Origin of the sequence: Humisphaera borealis, assembly GCF_015169395.1 — a bacterium.
Taxonomy (GTDB): domain Bacteria; phylum Planctomycetota; class Phycisphaerae; order Tepidisphaerales; family Tepidisphaeraceae; genus Humisphaera; species Humisphaera borealis.
In genome coordinates this window covers 3742579-3762778 of record NZ_CP063458.1, presented here as the reverse complement: position 1 = coordinate 3762778, position 20200 = coordinate 3742579, and the positions used below count along the sequence as shown (strand labels likewise).

17 protein-coding genes are annotated in these 20200 nt (G+C 63.3%); 11 read left to right on the top strand and 6 right to left on the bottom strand.

What is annotated here, in order from left to right; translation table 11 throughout:
• Positions 1 to 44 precede the first annotated feature (44 nt).
• Together IPV69_RS14025 and IPV69_RS14020 are read left to right on the top strand one after the other, a co-directional pair.
• Positions 45 to 347 carry a hypothetical protein gene (locus IPV69_RS14025; RefSeq protein ID WP_206290308.1) on the top strand — a complete coding sequence of 101 codons (303 nt, stop codon included), beginning with the start codon at positions 45 to 47 and terminating at the stop codon, positions 345 to 347.
• Between the two features lie 44 nt (positions 348 to 391).
• Positions 392 to 2461: a prolyl oligopeptidase family serine peptidase gene (locus IPV69_RS14020; protein ID WP_206290307.1), complete on the top strand. Its 2070-nt coding sequence runs from the start codon at positions 392 to 394 to the stop codon at positions 2459 to 2461.
• 46 nt (positions 2462 to 2507) lie between these two features.
• Here IPV69_RS14020 and argH read toward each other — a convergent pair whose 3' ends face one another.
• Positions 2508 to 3956 (bottom strand): argininosuccinate lyase, encoded by a 1449-nt coding sequence (gene argH, locus IPV69_RS14015; protein ID WP_206290306.1) that lies wholly within the window; start codon positions 3954 to 3956, stop codon positions 2508 to 2510.
• Between the two features lie 351 nt (positions 3957 to 4307).
• On the opposite strand from argH, the gene IPV69_RS14010 reads away from it, so the two are divergent.
• Both IPV69_RS14010 and IPV69_RS14005 read left to right on the top strand, forming a co-directional pair.
• Positions 4308 to 4757, top strand: a complete 450-nt coding sequence (locus tag IPV69_RS14010) for a hypothetical protein (protein WP_206290305.1) — start codon at positions 4308 to 4310, stop codon at positions 4755 to 4757.
• A gap of 32 nt (positions 4758 to 4789) precedes the next feature.
• Complete coding sequence (locus IPV69_RS14005) at positions 4790 to 5377, top strand: hypothetical protein (protein WP_206290304.1); 588 nt, start codon at positions 4790 to 4792, stop codon at positions 5375 to 5377.
• 89 nt (positions 5378 to 5466) lie between these two features.
• Here the strand turns inward: IPV69_RS14005 and IPV69_RS14000 are convergent, their stop codons facing one another.
• Positions 5467 to 6297 carry a LolA family protein gene (locus IPV69_RS14000; protein ID WP_206290303.1) on the bottom strand — a complete coding sequence of 277 codons (831 nt, stop codon included), beginning with the start codon at positions 6295 to 6297 and terminating at the stop codon, positions 5467 to 5469.
• Between the two features lie 251 nt (positions 6298 to 6548).
• Entirely contained in the window at positions 6549 to 7154 is a 606-nt protein-coding gene (locus IPV69_RS13995; RefSeq protein ID WP_206290302.1) for an HAD family hydrolase, read from the bottom strand.
• 459 nt (positions 7155 to 7613) lie between these two features.
• Between IPV69_RS13995 and IPV69_RS13990 the strand changes: the two genes are divergently transcribed.
• Positions 7614 to 9557 carry a PKD domain-containing protein gene (locus IPV69_RS13990; protein WP_206290301.1) on the top strand — a complete coding sequence of 648 codons (1944 nt, stop codon included), beginning with the start codon at positions 7614 to 7616 and terminating at the stop codon, positions 9555 to 9557.
• Between the two features lie 76 nt (positions 9558 to 9633).
• Here the strand turns inward: IPV69_RS13990 and IPV69_RS13985 are convergent, their stop codons facing one another.
• Entirely contained in the window at positions 9634 to 9780 is a 147-nt protein-coding gene (locus tag IPV69_RS13985) for a hypothetical protein (protein WP_206290300.1), read from the bottom strand.
• Between the two features lie 308 nt (positions 9781 to 10088).
• Between IPV69_RS13985 and IPV69_RS13980 the strand changes: the two genes are divergently transcribed.
• From IPV69_RS13980 to IPV69_RS13965, 4 genes are all read left to right on the top strand, one after another.
• The gene (locus IPV69_RS13980; RefSeq protein WP_206290299.1) at positions 10089 to 11156 is read left to right on the top strand and encodes a M48 family metalloprotease; all 1068 of its coding nucleotides are present in this window, start codon (positions 10089 to 10091) and stop codon (positions 11154 to 11156) included.
• 150 nt (positions 11157 to 11306) lie between these two features.
• Positions 11307 to 11882, top strand: a complete 576-nt coding sequence (locus IPV69_RS13975; protein ID WP_206290298.1) for a hypothetical protein — start codon at positions 11307 to 11309, stop codon at positions 11880 to 11882.
• Positions 11883 to 12423: 541 nt separating this feature from the next.
• Positions 12424 to 12924 carry a prepilin-type N-terminal cleavage/methylation domain-containing protein gene (locus IPV69_RS13970; RefSeq protein WP_206290297.1) on the top strand — a complete coding sequence of 167 codons (501 nt, stop codon included), beginning with the start codon at positions 12424 to 12426 and terminating at the stop codon, positions 12922 to 12924.
• Positions 12925 to 13191: 267 nt separating this feature from the next.
• On the top strand, positions 13192 to 13509 hold the full coding sequence (locus tag IPV69_RS13965; protein WP_206290296.1) for a hypothetical protein: 318 nt from the start codon (positions 13192 to 13194) through the stop codon (positions 13507 to 13509).
• A gap of 257 nt (positions 13510 to 13766) precedes the next feature.
• Here IPV69_RS13965 and IPV69_RS13960 read toward each other — a convergent pair whose 3' ends face one another.
• Positions 13767 to 14720, bottom strand: coding sequence for a beta-propeller domain-containing protein (locus tag IPV69_RS13960; RefSeq protein ID WP_206290295.1), 954 nt, complete (start codon positions 14718 to 14720; stop codon positions 13767 to 13769).
• Positions 14721 to 15036: 316 nt separating this feature from the next.
• Between IPV69_RS13960 and IPV69_RS13955 the strand changes: the two genes are divergently transcribed.
• The gene (locus IPV69_RS13955) at positions 15037 to 16041 is read left to right on the top strand and encodes a GGDEF domain-containing protein (protein ID WP_206290294.1); all 1005 of its coding nucleotides are present in this window, start codon (positions 15037 to 15039) and stop codon (positions 16039 to 16041) included.
• An 11-nt stretch (positions 16042 to 16052) separates the two neighbouring features.
• Here IPV69_RS13955 and IPV69_RS13950 read toward each other — a convergent pair whose 3' ends face one another.
• Positions 16053 to 16940 (bottom strand): aldo/keto reductase, encoded by an 888-nt coding sequence (locus IPV69_RS13950; protein WP_206290293.1) that lies wholly within the window; start codon positions 16938 to 16940, stop codon positions 16053 to 16055.
• A gap of 236 nt (positions 16941 to 17176) precedes the next feature.
• Between IPV69_RS13950 and IPV69_RS13945 the strand changes: the two genes are divergently transcribed.
• Positions 17177 to 20149, top strand: a complete 2973-nt coding sequence (locus IPV69_RS13945; RefSeq protein WP_206290292.1) for a Kelch repeat-containing protein — start codon at positions 17177 to 17179, stop codon at positions 20147 to 20149.
• Positions 20150 to 20200: the final 51 nt, after the last annotated feature.

Here is a 20200-nt window from a genome sequence, read left to right as displayed (position 1 = left end):
CCGATCGTGCGCGAACCACCCATCTCCAAACCGGTGACCCACCCATGCTCCACAACGCCAAACTCGTTGAAGTCAATCCGCCGGCCGGCGATGCGCTGGAGATGCGGTGCACGCTCGCTTCCCCGACGACCAGTGAGCAAGCCTGGCTCGAGTCGGCGGGGGTCGCGGCGTCCGCCGTCGTCTATCTGCCACTCACGGGATCGCCGCTGCCCGGCATCTCCGTCGGCGACGTCCTTGTCATTCAGCTCGACGGGCAATCACAGGCGAGCTGGGTCGCGGCTCATGTGAGCGATCGTGTCGGCGGGGTGCTGCGGTACAGGCAGGTATTCGTCGTCGAGCAGGCGTAGAGAAGAAGATTGTAGCGCAACGCCGAGTGACGGATAATCCCACCATGCCCTACCGAGCCGCCGCCATCGCATTGTTGTTGTCGATTTCGCTCACGTACGCCGCCGACATCCAGCCGATCGCGCGGAAGCTCCCGCCGCCGGGCGTAAAGATCGACGCCACCGACCGGCAGAAGATCGAAGCCGAGCTGACCAAAGTGCAGGCTCGGATCGCCAAGCTGGAAGGCAACCCCGCGCTCGCCGATGTACTGCCGGACGTGAAGGTGTACGAGAAGGCAGTGCGGTACGCGCTGCTGCACGATGAGTTTTACGAAGCGAAGAAGGCCGCGGCACCGGCACCCACGACTGGCACAAAACCGCAAGCGGCTCCGAAGCCTGCCGCGCCAAAGCCGGCGACTCCGGCGAAATCGACCGCACCGCGCGGGGTTGCGCTATGCCTCGATCTGCTCAAGACCGCCAATGCCCGGCTCGACGAACTCAACAAGGGCACGCACGCCTGGACGAAAGCAACCGGCACGCTCGTTCGTGGGTACATCAGCGACATCGATGGGTCGGCGCAGCCTTACGGGCTCGACATCGGCAAGGATGTCGACTTCAGCAAGCCGGTGCCTTTGTACATCTGGCTCCACGGCCGCGGCGACACCGACACCGACCTGTATTTCATCGCCGGCCGGCAGAGCAAGCGTGGCGAAGTGAAGCATGAAAACGCGATCGTGCTGCACCCGCTCGGACGACAGTGCGTCGGATACAAGAACGCCGGCGAGATCGATGTGCTCGACGCGATCGCGTCGGTGAAGAAGCGGTACAAGATCGACGAGAACCGCGTGGTGCTCGCCGGCTTCAGCATGGGCGGGGCGGGCGCGTGGCACCTGGGCGTCCACTACGCCGACCAGTTCTGCGTCGTGCAGCCGGGCGCGGGGTTTATCGACGTGCAGCGCTACCAGAACCTCGACCCGGCGAAGACGCCGCTGGCCGAGAAGCTGCTCTGGGGCCAGTACGATGTTCCGGACTACCTGCGCAATTTCCGCAACACGCACCTCATCAGCTACAGCGGCGAAAACGACAAGCAGCGGCAGTCGGCGAACATCATGGCCGAGGAGCTGAAGAAGGACGGCCAGGAGTTGACGCAGTTCATCGGCCCGAAGGTGGAGCACAAGTATCTCCCGCTGCCGGAGATGCTGGCGAAGATCGATGGCTACGTAAAGCAAGGGCGGAACCCGCACCCGGCCGAAGTGCATCTGCAGACGAAGACGCTGCGGTACAACAAACAGTTCTGGGTGGAGATTCTGGGGATGGAAGAGCACTGGAAGGAGGCGCGGGTCGACGCAAAGCGTGTGAATCCTGCAGAACTTGCGGTCAGTACGACAAACGTGACTCGCATCGCACTCAGTGATTTCTTACTTCTCGGAAACGCCGGAGAATCGGCGTCTTCCCTGGTGGTGATCGACGGCAAACGGATCCAGGTAACTCCCAAAGACTTGAGCAGCGGTACACTTCAATTGGTGAAGTTGGGAGGCGGATGGGCACTACCGGTGCTCGAATCGCCGACCAGTCCTTATCGCAAATCCCCCGGCCTCCAAGGCCCGATCGACGACGCCTTCATGTCGCCGTTCCTCTTCGTTGCCCCCACCGGCAAGGCCGCCAGCCCGGTAGTTGCGGCTTGGACGGCGTTTGAGATGCAGCACCAACAGGACCGCTGGCGCGCCCTGATGCGCGGCGACCTGCGGATCAAGAAAGACACTGACGTCACCGCCGACGACATCGCGAAGTACAACCTTGTCCTGTGGGGTGACGCCAAGAGCAACAAGCTCATCGCCGACTTGGCCGGCAAGCTTCCGGTGAGCTACGGCGACGAGAAGTTGACCTTCGCCGGCAAGTCTTACGATGTGGCGAACACCGTGCCCGCGCTGATCTACCCGAACCCGAAGAACCCGGCGAAGTACGTCGTCCTCAACAGCGGCCTGACCTTCCGCGAAGCCCACGACGGCACGAACTCGCAGCAGAACCCAAAGCTCGGCGACTGGGCGATCATCGACATCACCACACCGCCGGATGCCGGCGATCCGGGGAATGTCGTCGCGAACGGATTCTTCGACGAGGCGTGGAAGGTGAAGTGACGCGCGGCCGCGAACCCGCCGGCGCGACGACAAGCGGAAAGGCCGATTACAGCCCCGCCCGTTTCTTCCACGCCGCCAGTTGTTCCTGGAACGGCTTTCCGCCGGCAGCGCCGGTGCTCTGATACCGCTTCACCACGTTCGCAGCGCCCAGCGCGGTGTAGACATCGTCCGTCAGCGCAGCGCCCGGCTGCAGGCTTGCGACGACGGCGTTGATCTCTTCAAGCTTGAGCTGTGCCAGCGCGTGCCGGCCGCTCTTTTCGCACGTCGCCACCAGCGTGCCGACGATGTGGTGCGCCGTGCGGAACGGCACCTTCTGTGTCACCAGGTACTCCGCGAGCGACGTCGCGTCGAGAAAGCCGCGGTCGAGCGTGGGTTCGATTCGGCTCTTGTCGAACGACGCCGAATCAATGATCGCCGCCGCCATGATGAGGCACTGCGTGACGGTGTCGTACGCGCGGAACAGGATGCGCTTGTCTTCCTGCAGGTCGCGGTTGTAGCCGATGGGAATGCCCTTGAGCAGGGTCATCATCGCGAACAGATCGCCGTAGACATTGGCCGATCGGCCGCGGATCAGCTCCAGCATGTCGGGGTTCCGCTTCTGCGGCATCATGCTGCTGCTGGTGGTGTACCGGTCGGCGATCTTGATGAAGCCGAACTCGGTGGACATGTACAAAATCCACTGCTCGGCCCAGCGGCTGAGCGTTTGCGAGATCATTGCCAGCCCGAAGACGAACTCCTGGGCCACGTCGCGCGTGGCGGTGGCGTCGATGCTGCTCATCGCCAGGCGGTTGGTGTCTTCGGCGAGAATGCCGAACCGCTTGGCGAACCAGAGCGTCTGCTTGCGGTCGAGCGGCAGCGACGAACCGGCGATCGCGCCTGCGCCCAGCGGGAACTCGTAGTTCGCCGCGAACCGCGCCAGCCGTTCGTAGCCGCGCGAGAGGGCTTCCGTCCACGCCAGCACTTCGGCCCCCGCGGCGATGGGCTGCGCCCGCTGCAGGTGCGTGTAACTGGGCATGACGATGTCGGCCGAGCGGTCGGCCATCGCGACGAACGCCTTGAGCACGTTCGCGTACAGCTCGCCGAGTTCCTTGGTCGCGAAGATCGTCCAGAGCATGAGATCCGTCGCGACCTGGTCGTTGCGGCTGCGGCCGGTGTGCAGCTTCCGCCCGGCTTCGCCGACGCGCTTGATCAGCTCGGCCTCGACGCACATGTGGATGTCTTCGAACTCCGGCTTGAAGCCCGGCCAGTTCTGCTTCTGCCGGTCGATCTCGGCTTCGATCTCCCGCAATCCGCCGATGATCGCCTCGCGGTCTTCATCGGGCAGCAAGCCGACCGCCGACAGCATGTGGGCATGGCAGATCGACCCGGCGACGTCCTGCTTATAGAGCCGCCAGTCGTAACTGACGGATTCGACAAACGCCTGTGCGATGGAGTCGGTCGCTTCGGAGATACGGGCCTGCCAGCTCTTGGCGGGGGAGGAAGGTTGCGTGCTCATGGGATGGGGGATTGTACGAGAGATGGGTGAAGTGGACAGGTGGGTAACGAAATACGATCGAACGTCGAACGTCGAACGTCGAACGTCGAGGATCGAGGATCGAGGATTGAAAGTTGAACTCCAGAGGACTCCTTTTAGCGCCATCCCCGAAGGGGTGGGTTTCTGCGATACGCGAAAGGTGTTGGATCTGCGCGAGGTCTAACCGCAACCACTTCGTCGCAGTGAGCGACTCCGAGCGACCCGCGCCGGAATCCCACCCCTTCGGGGATGGCGCTAAAAGTCGTATTCTCTTGAACGTCTCCCCAAGGTCGGTACGCTTCGACAACACCCACACGGCACGGGAGGGCACGCATGGACTACTCACTCACAGAGCGCAAGATTCCGATCGGCCTGATCATCGGCGGCGAACTGCTGTTCGTCGTCGCCGGCCTGATCCAGTTCGGCAGCAAGGTCGGCCTGCTGCTGGCGTACGTCGGCATCAGCACCGTCGTCGGCACCCTGCTGATGCTGATGGCCGCCTACGTGACGGCGGCGATCTGCAAGGTCAGCTTCGGCGATCTGCTGTCGGCGGCGCTCAAACTCGCCGGCATCTACATCTTCTCAGCGGCGCTGGGCGCATTCCTGCCGTCGGGCTTCGGATTCCTCGTCCGCACGACCACGTTCGTCATCCTGATGATGTGGCTGTTCGATCTTGAACTGACGTATGTCATCGCGTTCACCGCGGTGAACTTCGTCGTAAGCCTGCTGGCAACGTTCGCGATCGCGGCGGTGTTGGTGGAGAGTGGCGCGGTGACAAGGTAGGCGGCTAGAGGCTTGCAACTGCGAGGGCAACCGTGACGCAACAGCTCGACTACGCATTACCGGGGCAAAATGCCAGCTCCAAGTCGCCCTGGTGGAGCTGGCTTTTCCTCCTCCTTGCGTTCGGGCTTCTGTTGGTGCTCGTATTGCCGTTCGGCAACCGCGGTCGGGCGAGTGAAGGATCCAATCGGCTCAAGTGCGCGTCCAACCTGCGGCAAATCGGGATCGCCTGCCTGAGCTACGCCAACGGTAACGCCTACAAGCTGCCGGACTCGTTTGCGGCGCTGTACGTCGCCGGTCAGATTGATCCCGAGTCCTGTCTTTGCCCCAGTAGCAACGACCTTCGCGCTGCTGGCGGGGATAACACCCAGATCCATACGAAACTCGCCACCAGCCCGCCGCCGGGTTCTACAAGCGGCGGGTACCTTTCGTACCACTACGCCGGGAAAGGTCTCACCCCATCATCGCCGGCAACTGCGGTCATTGCGTATGAACCGCTTGTCAATCACACCGGAGAGGGCGGCCATGTGTTGTACTTGGACGGACAAGTCCGATGGAAGGACGCCAAGTCCCTCTCCAAGATCATCGCCGCTCTGAACGCCGGCCAGAATCCGCCGCCGTAAGGGAAGAAGGGTGCACCTTCGGTGCGACCGCTAAACGCGACGTTCTCCATTCCCCGTTCTTCATCCTTCATCCTTCATCCGCACCATCTTCACTCCTTCAGCGTCTCCACCGTCACATTCCATTTCGTCTCGTCGATCGCCGGCAGCTTGAAGTCTTCATCCGCCAGCTTCGGGTTGATCTGGATGTTCTTCAGCGTCGTCGTCTTGATGTTCTCTTCCTTCCGGTCGGCGGTCATGATCTTCGCCGGCATCTGCGACTTCTGGTCGACCCAGACGTCGATCAGGCTGAACTTTCGCGAAAGCGACGTGTTCGCCCTGGGGCGGAGCATCACATGCGACGTCCCGGCGGGGTCTTCCTTGTCGGGCTTGGCCGCCGTCACGTCGAACTGCTTTTTGACGTCTTCCTTCTTCTGGCCGATCGGCAGAGGCACCGGGCCTTCGCCGAGCTTGAAGGGGTTCAGCTTCTCGCCGGGCTTGAGGATCTGCCGGCGGACTTCCAGCTTCTTGGCGTGCTGACGCTCGATGAGCCGGCCGCCTTCCAACACATAGTCGATCGGGTCGTTCTGCTTGGCGTTTTTGGTCAGACGGTCGGTGAACGCGATGCGCAGGCGGACCGATCCATCCGGGAGCTTCTGATACCAGAGCTTGCCGACGCGTGTGTTCTCGGTCGCGAGCGTGGCGTCTTCCTCCATCAGCTCGACATCGGCGACAAAGGTGTCGAGCGTCTGCCCGCGCTGGTCGAGCTGGTCGAGGATCGCGTCGACATTCGGCGCACCGGCCGGCACGGCGGGTCCGCCCGCGGGGGCAACCGGATTCACCGGGGCGGGGTTGCCACCGGGCGCCGGCTGCGCGCAGGCGAGCGTCGATCCCATGACCAGCGGCAGAACCAGTGAGGCGATTCGTGTCGGCGTTCGTTTCATGAGTCTTCTCCAACCAATTCGGCGTCCCTGCCCCGGAGTTTAGACACCCGGGCGGGCATTTGGTTCATCGTAGGGTGGGGTTCACTCGGCCGCACCTTTGGCGTGCACTATCGATGTCGATCTCCGAATGGCGGAGAGCAGATCTGCCTCGGGATCGAAGGTTGATTCGGCGACGATTTCGATAAGGAGTGAAGTACTCGAAAAGGCACACAACAGTCCTCCGGTCGCGATGCGGTGGGCTGAAGCCCACCCTACGGGGTCAGATGCTTGCCCAACAGCGCTTCGAGGGCCCATAAATCGGTTACTTCCTGCCAAGGCGTCTCGGGAAAATGCTTCAAGCGGCCGTGACTGACCCAGACCGTTCTCGCGCCCGCGTTCAGGCCGGCCTGAACGTCAAACTCGCCGTCGCCGACCATCCAGACTTCGCCGGGCGAGACGTCCAGCCGCCGACAGGCGTGATACAGCGGCTCGGGATCGGGCTTGGGGGCGGCGTCTTCGCGGCTGATCAGCACCTGGATCGCCAGTTGGTGCGTCTGCAGCACCGTCTGCACGCTCGATCGGCTGTTGCGGGTGATGAGCGCCGTGCGAATGCCGCTGCGTTCGAGCAACGCCAGCACTTCGCGGCAGCCGGGGTTCAGCCGCGACAGCCGGGCGGCTTCGCCTTCATGGCGAAGCAGGACGGCCTCGGCGGCGGCGCGGTCGCCGGGCGACATCGCTGCCAGCGCTTCCAGGATCGGCTGGTCGCCGATCCCCATTTCCCGCTTGATGCGCGGGAAGTCGAGCATAGGCTCTGTCAACGTGCCATCCATATCGAACAGGACGGCGGCGGGGGTCTGGTCTGGAGTGATCAGCGACATGGCAGGCTGAGTATGGTGTACGACGCATAAGCTGTGAAGCGACGTATTATGACGATCTCGGGCCAGTTCGATGGGTTTGGTGCCACCGGCCGGCGGTACCGTTGTGTAACCCAAAGTCGTCTGGAGTTCGGCTTTTAACACGAAGGCACGAAGGGACACGAAGAAGCATCGGATGATCAGAACAGTCGTCAAAAGCGTCGGTGGTGCTTCTTCGTGAACTTCGTGCCTTCGTGTTGAATCCGAACTTGAAGTGTTTGTGCGGTCTGGAGCTTTTAAGGTCCTAGTCGGCGTAGCGTGGCACGGGAAATTCTGAGTATGTCCCCTCGAATCATGCATTCATCGGTGTGCCATGGGCTGCGGTGCGCCGCTGCCCGCGGTTCGCATGAGGGCAGTGTTGAACTACGGGCAAGCGTACTTGCCCATGCCACCCGAAAGCGCATTCACCTGCTCATTGCTGCCTTGTTCCTGGTCGTCTCCACATCCCCCGTATTCGCCTGGATCGACCCCGCCTGGCCATTCCGCCGACCGATCGACGTGGACTGGGTCGCCGACCGCGCCACCGGCGACGAACTGATTTACGCCGACCTCTACACCGGCGGCACACACCAGCCCGATGGCAGCGATCTCCGCGTCGCCACCGCCGACGACAAGCTCCTTCGCACCCGAGTGCTGACGGTCGGCCCCGGCGATCGCATTCGTATCGCGTTCCCGGCGGTGAAGGGTGTGTCGCGGTACTACGCGTACTTCGGCCATCCGAAGCCACCGCCGCTCGAGCCCGCGATGGCCGACATCCCGCGTTCCGCCGGCCTGCTGATGGAAATGCGCGAGCTGACCCAGGCCGACATCAACAACGCCGCCGAGTTGGAGAAAGCGTGGAACGCGGCCGAAAAGGTGATCGGCAGGACGCTCATCCCGCACGCGTCGCTGGGCGTGAATCCGTTCGGCGAGCAGCAGCGGACCATCAGCCGGTTCGAAGGCACGTTCCCAGTCGGCTTCGACGGCGACTACTTCTTTGCGTTGTCGGCGGACGACCGGGCGGCGGTGTTCATCGACGGCAAGCCGGTCATCTTCACCGACGCCGCGATTGGCGACGTGCGGAACAACGCCGCCGTCCGCCTCAGTGCGGGTAAGCGGTCGCTGGTCATTTACCACGCCAACCTCGCCGGCGACGGACGGTTTGCCGTGGCTTTCCGCCGGGCCGAGACGCAGCGTTGGCAGGCACTGTCGTCCGACGTGCTGGGCAAGCCGCTGTGGGGCAAGGCAGGCGCGCTCGAACGTCCTGAGCAGGCATTGATCGCCGACTTCGCCGTCGCGTATCAGGGTGAATGCTTTTTCGCCGGCGGATACTCGCACCGCTATCAGTTCACGGCCAATCCGCCGCGGCAGGGCGTGGCGGCGAATTACGAATGGGACTTCGGCAACGGCCAGACGGCGACGGGGCCGGCGGCGACGCAGGTGTACCTGGCCGACGGCGTGTACCCGGTGAAGCTGGTCGTGCGTGACGGCACGCGCAGCGATACGCGCACGCAGCGCATTGCTGTCAGCCGGGACTGGGAGTGGACCGACCGCCCGACCGAGGAACCGCTGGAACGGCATGCCCTGGTGGTGGCCGGCTACCGGGCCGACCGACTGCCGCCGACGTGGCTGCCGCGGGCGGCGCTGCTGTTTGTCAGGGCGGGGAAACTCGACCAGGCGTTGTCAGCCGCGGCGGCGGGGGCAGCGGCTCGGGTGCCGGCCGACGCGGGGCAGGTGATGACGGCCCTCACCGAAGCCGCCGACGCTGCCGTCGAGGCCGGCCGACTCCCCGACGCCGTCAAGCTCTGGCGACTGACACCGGCCGATTCCCTCCTGCAACCCGGCCCGGCCAAAGCGCTCGCGTTGCTGCAACTCTGGCGGCAGGGCGACGCCGACGGGGCGGCCAAGACCCTGGCGCAATTGCCCATGGACGACCCGGACCTCAAGCGGGCGCTCGGCCAGGCGCTGGTGCTTTCGGGCAAGCGCGCGGAAGGGGCGAAACTGCTGGAATCGCTGCCGATGGAAGACGATCCCGCCCGCCGGGCGGCGATCAGCGGGGCATCGGCGCGGACGGTGGAGTTTTACATCGCAACCAAAGACGCCGATGCCGGCGAAAACGCGTGGGCCGTCTGGCAGCAGAGACTTCCGACCGACTTTCTGCAAGGCCACGCGGTGATGTTGAAGGTGCGATTGCTGGAGCTGCGCAAGTCCAACGCAGCGGCGGCGAACATCGCCGAGGCATTCGCCCGCGCCGTACCCGACTCGCCGTACAGTCCCCCACTGCTTGATCGCGCCAGCCGACTGATCGGCGAAGCCGACCTGGCGCGAAGCCTGAGCCTGCGCAAGCTGCTGAAGGAACGATACCCCGAAGACCCGCTGTCGCAGTGAGCGGGAATGAATGACATTGGCCCCGTCAGTGACGGGGCCAATGAAAGGGTCAAGTTTTAAACGCTTTACGGTGCCGTCATCTGCTGATCACCTTCGCGATCATTCGATCGAGCGCGATCGACAGCTTCGCGGAATTGTCGTAGCGGTTGTCGTGGATGGAGCGCTTGAGCCGACGAACTTTGTCGGCGATTTCGCGTCGGGAGGCGACGATGGAGTCGAGCATTTGCTTGTCCGTCGCGGGCCTGCGTTCATCGCGGGCTTGCGGCGGCTTCCCCATCGAAGCACGCACGGTTGGGTGGGTTGTGTTCACAGCCCATTCATCGGCTCGGCACCCACTTCCGATGAAGCCAGACCTGAAGAGGGCAGCACCTCAAAAAGCGTGCTGAAACGATGTGCCGTCTGCCCGCGCAGAGATTGCCGCTTGTCGCAATTTTTCCGGGGGATTAGGCTGTTCGAGGTATTTCAGGAGAGTCGCGTTTGCGGCATTGCCGCGAACGTTGATCGAGGCGACGTACTGCAAAGGACTTGGCCATGTTCCGTGCCGCTTCACATTCGCTGTCGCGCAAATTCTTTCTCGCCGTCGCGCGTTCCGTCGTCGTCGTTTCGCTCGGTGTCACGCTGCTCCTGGGCAGTGGTTGCGCGAGCGACAAGGCAGTAATTGCGCAGGCAAATGAATTTCATGGCGAGCTGAGCAAGGCGGTCATTACCGATCCTGAGCTATCCACCTATATCCAGACGGTGGGCGACCGCGTCGTCACGATCGCCGCCAAGCGGTTCTCGCAGGGCTACCGGCCCAAGTCGAAAGTAGACGAGGCGAGCGACTGGATGTTCTCCAAGGCAATGGAGTTTCACTTCGTCAACAGCAAGACGCTTAACGCGTTCACGACCGGCGGCGAGCACATGTATGTCTATACCGAGTTGTTCCGGCAATCGACCAGCGAGGACGCGCTGGCCGCCGTGATGGCGCACGAGTACGGACACGTCTTCGGGCGACACATTCACAACGGCATGAACCGACAGATGGCGGTACTGCTGGGATCGGGAGCGGCAGCGGCGGCGGGCTACGTCGCCGGCGGCGAGGAATACGCAGGCTACGGCGCGGGCCTGGGCATGCTCGCCGGCGGACTGGCCAACGCCGGCTTCAGCCGAAGCGACGAATCAGAAGCCGACAAGATCGGATTCGATTTTTACGTCGGTGCCGGCTGGCACCCGGATCACTTCGCCGATTTCTTCAGGACCATTCTCAAGATCGAGCAGAAGGCGGGGGGCGGTGGATCGGACTTCATGTCCACGCACCCGGCGACGGCCGAGCGCGTCGCCAACGCCGAGAAATGGGCCGCCGAATGGAAGGCCAAACACCCCGATTGGCAGCAGAAGCTCAAACCGCCGGTCGCCAACGCGGCACAATTCGCCCGGCTTCAGCAGCGGTCAATAGAAGTCGGCAAGGCGATGCCCGACGACAAGTCGCTCAACCAGGCAACCCTGCTGGCGGCGTTGCCGCGAAGCTGCATGTTCCCCGACGAGCCCCACCCGCCCGAAGTGCAAAAGGCCCAGCAGAAGCTCGCCGCCAAAGCCGAGCAGAAAAAGGCCAACAAATAGCTTCATGTCCGGTCGCGGAGACCGTGCATTCGTTGCGATCAGAGTTGCCGTAACAGTTTCCGGTTGCCGTCCGGTAACGACCGGTTTCTCCCTACTGATATCTGAATTTCGTTTGCCCGCTGGCAAACCGAATTGTTTGCTTCACTCGCCATGAAGTGGAACAAACAACAAAAGATAGCGGTCGGACTTCTGGGCGTGGCCGTCGCCGCGTTTCTGGGCGACCGTTTCGTCCTGGGAGGCGGTTCGGCGGAGGAAGACCTGCTGATTGCGCCGACCGGCTCGACCGCTCTTGTAGGCTCGGCTGGTGGCTCGCGCACTCAAAGCGGTGGTCCGGTGATTGCGTCGGCGTCGCTGCCGATGGCGGCGCTGGCCCGCAAGATGGAGGAGATCTGTGCCGCCGAGGGCCTGAAACCCGGGCACTCCGGCGACGCGTTCGCACCGCCGCCGCAGTGGTTCCCCGAGGCCCCGGCACTGGCCGACGGAACCGCCGCCCCCGTGGTTTCGTCGCGTGCCGCAGAGTTCCGCTCCAAATACAAGCTGACGGCCGTCATGCGGTCCGGCGCGACACAGGGGCTGGCGGTGATTCACGGTGACACGGTCCGCGTCGGAGAATCGTTCAAGGGGTTCAAGGTTAAGGCGGTGCGGGACCGCAGCGTCCTGCTGACCGACGGCACGGAAGACTTCGAGCTGGAGCTTCCCGACGTCGGTTTGGCAGCCGCCAGGTAGTTTGCACGTCCGACAATTCTTGGTGAGAAGGGCTCGGTCGGGATCGGCCGGCCCTTTTTTCGTTGCCCATTTGGCCAGGATGATTCACCACAGAGAACACGGAGTTCACGGAGATGAAGACGGAGAAGAAACCTACGAACGACTTGAGCGATTCATTCGACTTGCAGGCTGCTCCGATCGCCTTCGGGCAAACTCTCCGTGATTTCTCCGTGTCCTGCTCCGAAAATTGAAGTGATGAACGCCGAGTCGCCAGGGACGCCATCAAAGGCAACGCAACTCTTGGCGTATCGGCGTCTTGGCGTTCAATCGTGGTGCCGTACGAAGGTTTCGTTAACTCGGTGAGAGGCCAGCGGCCTCATCGCGAAATCCGTTGTGATCCTGCATTGTCCGGGTTAGCAGACGGCTGCGAATCCGCCGGCCCATCTCGTGCGGCACTCAAGTCTGACGGGGGGAAATCCGATGCTTCCTATGAACCGGCTTGGGGCGCTCCGGAGAGCGCGGGGAAAGGACCGTGGGTTGTGGGAGGACAGGAGATTTACGAATGTCGCAGTTCAAAGCCTGTATCGGAAAGAAGTCGTTGCCGCGTCGATCGGCGTTCAGCATGATCGAGCTTGTCATCGTGGTGGTGATCATCGGGATCATCGCGGCGATTGCGATCCCTCGGATGAGCCGTGGTTCCGCCGCCGCCGCCGACTCGGCCGTCGCGTCGAACCTTGCGGTGCTTCGCAATGCGATCGATCTCTATCACACGGAGCACCAAGGAACCTACCCGCCGGTCGCGACGTTCGCCGACCAGTTGACCAAGTACAGCAATATTGACGGCACGACGACCTCGGCGACCAAGGACACCGCGACCGGCGTGATCTACGGTCCATACCTGCGTGCGGTGCCGCAGATTTCTGTGGGCGCGAAGAAGGGCAGCAGCGGCGTAGCCGCCGCCGACGCGGCCGGCGTGGCCTGGATCTACGACGTCTCGACCGGGTCCGTTACCGCCAACGCCCTCGGAAACGATCAGGCCGGCAAGGCGTACTCGGCCTACTAACGATCCTGCTGACATCTCCTGATTAAAACGAGCGTCCCGGTGTCGAGCGATCGACACCGGGACGTTTGCGTTTGGTCATTAGGCAGTAGGCAGTAGGCAGTAGGCAGTAGGCAGTAGGCAGTAGGCAGTAGGCAGTAGGCAGTAGGCAGTAGGCAGAAAAGTCTATGCGTTGACTGCCAAGGACAGACTACGCCTGCCTTGCCGACAGCGTCCGCGAATCGTAGATCAGGCGCGGAGCCGGCACTGGTTTTACGCCGGCGAACGCACATGCCGCACAACGCGCCGTCGTTTACGATCGACCCCGACGAGGCCCCACCTCCGCCAAGGAAGCCGCGCACCCTGCATGTCCTGCTGATGCTGGTCATTGCGGCGGCGGCGTTCAGTTACCTCTGGGCGTATGCGCTCCCCGATGTGCTGATCGCCAACGATCTCCTGCCGCGCTGGCCGGATGGGACCGACCCACGGCCTCGCCGGCTCGGGATCGCGTTCGCGGGCGTGATGGGCGCATTCCTGGCACTGGGAATGATGGCCCGCATCGTCAGCAGCCGTCAAATGCGAAGCATTGATGCGATGGGAGACGAATAAAGCAGCGGCGGGGCGCGGCGACTCATTCTGCACTTTTCATTGCGTGTTCTGCATGTTGCATTCGCTCACCGTTCGAGAATGCAAAACGCAAAACACGCAATGAAAATGCAAAACGGGGCGAGACATCGCCATGCGAAATAGCCGTCCTCGATTCGCGCCCATTTGCCGCCTGGGACCGCCGAGCGCTTGCTCGGCATGTCCAAGAGCCGAGCAGGCGCTCGGCGGTCCCAGGGCGCGAATCACGATCAGCCGTTTAGTCAGTCTATCACCAGGCTGTTCGACATCGCGTTACCGAACAGCTTGAAGTCCTTGTACTGCCAGACGAGTTTCTTCTCCCGCGACACTTCGACGATCTGCGGATTCTTGTCGCCTGCGTGGCAGTTGCCGATGACGATGTTGCCATTGGGCAGAACCTGCAGCGTGGTGACCCATGCCAGCGTGACGCCGGGAATGTCGTTCTGCTTCAGGTGCCAGACGACTTCCTTCGCCGGGGTGACTTCAATGACAGAGTGTCCGTTGCCGGTCGCGATCAGCGTATTGCCGCTCGGCAGACGGACGGCGCCGAAGAGGTGGTTTCCCCAGGCCTCCGGGCCGTGGCCGCCCGCGGGCTTCTTGTCGAACAGGGGCACTTCGTACTCCCAGACCACCTTCCCATCGCCGTCATATTCTCGCAGTGTGCCGTCGGCTTCCTGGCAGACCAGGTAATGGCCGTTGTCCAGCTTGCGGGCGAGCCGGGTGTCGCTGTGGGTGCTGGGGTGAACGGTCTTGAGCTTGATCTCCTTCACAAGCTTGCAGTCCTTGTCCACCTCGATGATTCGCGCGGGCCCCGACTCGGCGATCATCGTGTTGCCGTCGGCGAGCCGCTGGAACGCGTGAACCTCGACCTTCTTGCCGTCGGTCCGGTTCTGCTTCGCGGCGTCGTACTCCCAGACGACCTTCTCGGCATTGCCTCCCTGCGCGGGCTGGATCTCAATGACGCGCGTCCAGCCGTCGCCGACAAGAATGTTGCCGTTGGGTAGCTGATGCAGGTCGTGGCTGCCCTTTGTCTCGCGCTGCCAGAGGACTTTGCCGGCCGAATCGACCATCGCGAGACGCTTGACCGAGTAGTCGAGCGCCAGGACTCGACGTCCGGTAGGGGCAGCTTGTTCGGCAGTGGCGGGCCCGGTGATCAGGCCGAGCATCAGAAAGCACGCGCTAAGAGAGAGACGCATGGTGGGTTCCGTAAGAGCCGTAGAGATGTCGCCCCACGCGCCATCGGCGGTCGATGGCCGTCCGGGGGGTCTGCAGTTCCCTTGTATGACAGATGGGACCGCATTCATTCTCGCGACGACAGGGACTTCTGGCGAGTGCCAAGTCGCAGTTTTGCCGACGGGGCGTCTCCTGATCGTCGCCGCTGAAGGTAACGAAACCCACGAAATCGTCGGACCTGCGATGTGGATGTCCCGCGATCTGATTAACCGGTCGGGATTGGCGACCGATCTTGGGATTGAATCTGGATTCCCGCCGCCGCGGGGACAAAACCACCCCATGATCGAGCCACCCGCCGAACCCACGCCAACCCCACCTGCCGCCGAACCGGCGCTCCGTGTGGTCCGCCGCGATGCGGTCTTGCAGATCGGTGCGGTGTTACTGGCCATCGCGGTGATGGCGGTATTCGTTCGGATGCTGCTCGGCGGAAAGGCCGCCAGTGCGGCCTGGGCGGTGCAGATCCTGCTTGCCGCCGCCACCGTTGCCGGCATCTGCTGGGGCGCCTGGCAGCGGTACAAGCTCTGGACGCTGCCGGTCCGGCGGCTGGGCGACATCGTGCAGGCGGTCCGCCGGGGCGAACTTCCGCTCGACGAGCTTTCGAAGGTCGAAGGGGTTCCTGCGGTGCTGGTGCCGGTATTGCGTGACCTGTTGCAGGATCTCAAGAACCGCCGGGTGGAAATCCATCAGCTCGAACAGGAAATGAACCAGCGGGTCGCCAACCGGACCGACGCGCTGGAGCGCATGCTCGGCACGCTGCGGGAGAAGGCGTCACGCGATCCCATGACCGGATTGCTCAACCGCCGGATGCTCGACGAATCGCTGCCGAAAATCATCGAGCGTTGCAAGGCCGAGCACCGCGCGCTGGCGGTGCTGATGATCGATGTCGACAACTTCAAGATGCTCAACGACACGCTCGGCCACGCCGCCGGCGACGAATTGCTGAGATCGATCGGGCAGATGATCCGATCGACCGCGCGCGAGTCGGATCTGAGCTTCCGGTGTGGCGGCGACGAGTTTGTCGTCGCGATGGAAGGCGCCGACGCCGCTGCCGGCAAGGCGCTGAGCGACCGGCTGGTTTCGCTGGTGGACGGCCTGGCCAAAACCCTGCGCGTCGAGCGCCGGCCGCGGCTGTCGATCGGCATGGCGCTGCTCCGCGACATTGAAGAACCGACCGCCAAGGCGATTCTCGAAGCGGCCGACCGGGCTTTGTACGAGGTGAAGTTCCAGCACAAGCGCGCGGCCGGCGCGGCCCAGGGCAAATCAAGTCTTGTCGAATCCCGCTGACTCCCGCAGCCCTAATCCAGATCCGCCGCCGCCGCGTTGGTTTCTAACTGTTCCACGCTTTTGCATCCCGGGATAACGCACGAGACGGCCGGGTGTCGCAGGCACCATGCCAGCGCCCAGGTCGCCATGCTCACGCCGGACGGCACTTCCTCGCGCTGTATCCTCGCGACTTCGCGGAGTTGTTCGTCGATCTGATCCTGGGGCTTGCCGTGACGGACATCTCCCTGCGGAAAGGCGACGCCCGGCCGGTACTTGCCGCTCAGCAGGCCGCTGGCCAACGGCACGCGGGCCAGCACGCCCAGATCCTGCTTCTGGCAGGAAGGCAGCACCTTCTCCTCGGGCTTGCGATCCAGTCGGTTGTAGATGACCTGAATTGTTTCGACGTCGGCGGCGGTTGCGCCGTCGGTCTGGTGGGTGTTGTCGTTCGGGCTGATCGACGACCCGATGTGCCGGATTTTCCCCGCCTGCTTCGCTTTCTGAAGCACATCACGCACACCCATGTCGTCGAACTCCGAGTTGCGCATTGAATGATATTGATAGATGTCGATGTAATCAGTTCGCAGGGCGCGAAGCGAACCTTCCAGTTGTTCGACGATGTCGGTCGGCGTACGCGGCTCAGACCGGTTCAGGTAGCCGTGGTACTTATGGCCGAACTTGGTTGCGATGATCCAGTTCTGCCGCGCTGACGAAATAGCTCCGCCGATGAGCATCTCGGAGAGGTGGTCACCGTAGCATTCGGCGGTATCGATGAAGTTGATGCCGAGGTCACCCGCCCGGTGAAGGATGTCGGTGACTTCACCCTGCGAAAAGTCCCTGCCCCATTCCCCGCCATACTGCCAGGTGCCCACGCCAATGACCGACACCTGAAGGTCCGTTTTGCCCAGTCTTCTATACTTCATGGAATTCAGTGTAATTCCGCCCCGATTTGCCGTGAACAGGCAAGCCCGGATGTCCTATAACTGGTTCATGCTCTACGCCTGAGCCGGTTGATGTCGGTTAGGTGGGCTGTGTAATCTCGCGGAGCGGTATCTCGGCCGGCCAAATGCGGGATTGTCATGCGGCGCTAACGACCGTCGTGTACATCATTCCACGCTCTGTTCGTTGAGTTTCGGTCAGGTTGCAGGAGAAGTTGCCAATGTCAGTCGCAAGGGAAAAAGCACCCTCGCTTTCGAAGCGTCGCAAAGGTCTTGAACTGCTCGAAAAGCTGGAACATCGAACACTGTTCGCCGCCGCTCCGGTTTCCGTGAACTTCCAACCCACCGCCGCCCCGGCCGTTTCGGGGTTTCTGGTTGATGGCGGGCTTGTCTATGGCAACCGCGGAAACGGACAAACCTACGGGTGGACGGTTTCGCACACCACCTCGGCTTTTGACCGCAACAAGATCGCCGATCAGCGGCTCGACACCCATGTTGCCGTCAGGGCCGGTGCCCGGTGGGAACTTGCCGTGCCCAACGGGCAATACCAGGTGAAGGTGACGGTCGGCGACTCGGGTGCCGCGTCGACCAACAACATCTGGCTCGAAGGATCGACCTGGGCGATCAAATCCGTCAGCCTGGCGGCGGGCAAGTTCCTGACCCAGACGCAGACGCTGCAGGTCAACGACGGACGACTGACCGTCGGCGTGGGATCGGCCGCAAACCTGGCGACCCGGATCGACTCGATCGAGATCGTGCCGGTCGTTCCGCCGACGACGCCGACGACGACACCTCCGACGACGCCACCCACAACGCCTCCAACGGTTCCGCCCACCGTGCCACCTACTGTACCCCCCACAGTGCCTCCGACCGTTCCGCCCACGGTGCCCATCTCCATATCAGGCCTGATGCTGGTTAACGCGACCACCGACAGCGACATCGGCCTTGTCGTCGCCGACCAGACGATCGAAGTCGCTTCCACCGGCATCAACCTGCACGCGGTCACCGGCGGGCCGGTGGGGTCGGTGCAGTTCCTGATTGACGGACTGACGGCCAAGGTCGAGACCAGTGCGCCGTACGCGATCGGCGGCGATGCGGCCCCCGATTTCCTGGCCTGGAACGCCCCGCTGGGAACACACCTGGTCAAGGCCGTCGCCTATACCGGCGCTGAAGCCTCCGGCGAGATCGCGGCGACCTACGAAGTTTCACTGACGTTCGTCGCGCCGCCCCCGATCGTGCCCCCTACGGTGCCTCCCACAGTTCCTCCCACCGTCCCGCCCACCGTTCCCCCGACGGTTCCTCCCACCGTGCCTCCGGTCGTCGCTGCGCACTCGCTCGACCTGATCGACGCCGCGACCGAGACGAAGATCGTGACGCTCGCCGACGGCGCCGTCATCGACATGAACGTCGTCGGCACCCGGCTCAACCTGGAAGCGGTGACGACATTCGTTGGCGGGAGCATCCAGTTCCTGGTGGACAGCACCCCCATGGTGACGGTCGATACCTCGCCGTACACCCTCGGCGGGTACACCGCCGGCGACTACCTCGACTGGAAGCCGGCCTCGGGTGCTCATGTCTACAAGGCCGTCCTTTACAGCGCGACGGGTGCCGGCGGGACCGTCCTGGCCGAGACGACGATCAACGTGACGGTGTATGACGTCGGCGACGTCGTGCCGCCGCCCACGACACCGCCCACCACGCCCCCAACGGTGCCACCCACCGTGCCGCCGACGGTTCCCCCCACTGTTCCACCGACTGTGCCGCCGACCGTTCCGCCCACTGTTCCTCCGCCGCCGCCTCCTCCCACCGCGCTGGTGAAGATTAACTTCCAACCCGCGTCAGCGCCGACGGTCGGCGGATACCTGGTCGATTCCGGCCAGGTGTACGGCAGCCGTAACGGACTGTCGTACGGCTGGAATGCGACCCACACCGATGTGGTCATCGATCGCAACAAGAACAACGACCAGAAGCTCGATACCCATGTCGCAATGAAAAAGGGCGCCGCCTGGGAGCTCGCCGTGCCGAACGGCGTGTACACCGTGAAGGTGGGCGTCGGCGACTCCAACCAGGCGTCGCGTGACAACGTCTGGGTGGAAGGCAACTGGCTGTTTAACTACGTCGATCTGCCGGCGAACCAGTTCGCATCCAGAACCGTCACCGTGACCGTCGCCGACGGGAAGCTGTCGATTCAGAACGGCAGCGCCGCCGCCGGTATTACACGGATTGACTTCGTCGAGGTCTACCAGGGCGCTCTGACGACGCAACCATTCGCGACAAGCATTTCCTGGCAGGCCGCCGCGCCAAGCCCGGTCAAGCGCGCCGAAGCCGTGGGCAGCCTGGTCGGCGGAAAGCTCTACGTGATGAGCGGGTTCGACGGCACAGTCTTGCCGGGAAGCACGAACTTCTGGGTGGCCATTCCCCGGTGCGATGTCTACGACCCGGCAACCAACACCTGGACCCGGATCGCCGACATGCCCGAAGTGTTCACTCACTCCACCGGCGTGGTGGTCGGGACGACGATCTGGTTCGTCGGCGGATACCTCGGCAATCACCCCGGCTCCGGAACGACGCATGTCTGGAAGTACGACACGATTGCCAACACCTGGTCGCAGGGGCCGGACCTGCCCGAAGCCCGCGGCGCAGGCGCTGCAGTCCTGATCGGCAACACCATCTATTACACCGCCGGCATGGAAGCGACCCGCACCGCCAACAAGCACGAAACCTGGGCGCTCGATCTGGACAACACGTCAGCCGGCTGGGTGGCCAAGGCCCCGATTCTCACCGGGCGAAATCACGTCGGTGCCATCGCGTTCGACGGCAAGCTCTGGGCGGTCGGAGGGCAGATCGCCCAGGAGGAAGACACCATCGGCCTGTCCGCCATGGAATACTACGATCCCGCGACCGACACCTGGGTCGCGAAGGCGAGCATTCCCGTCCCAAGGTCCCATCTGACGGCCGGCGTGTTCATCTACCAGGGGCGAATCTGCTTCGCGGGCGGCGACCCCGGCCATGACGATCCGAAAACCGAGGTGTTTGCTTACAACCCGGTCACGGACAGTTGGTCGATCATGGGCTATCTGCCGCTGCCGCGCAGCACAATGGTCGCCGGGGCACTACCCGACGGACGCATCGTCGTCTCTACAGGCAATGGCCCGGGCGCGACCGCCCAGACCTGGATCGGCACGCCGGTCTGATGTCCGGACGACTTTCGCCGGAAGCGTCTTCCAAGTTTGTCACCGCGAACG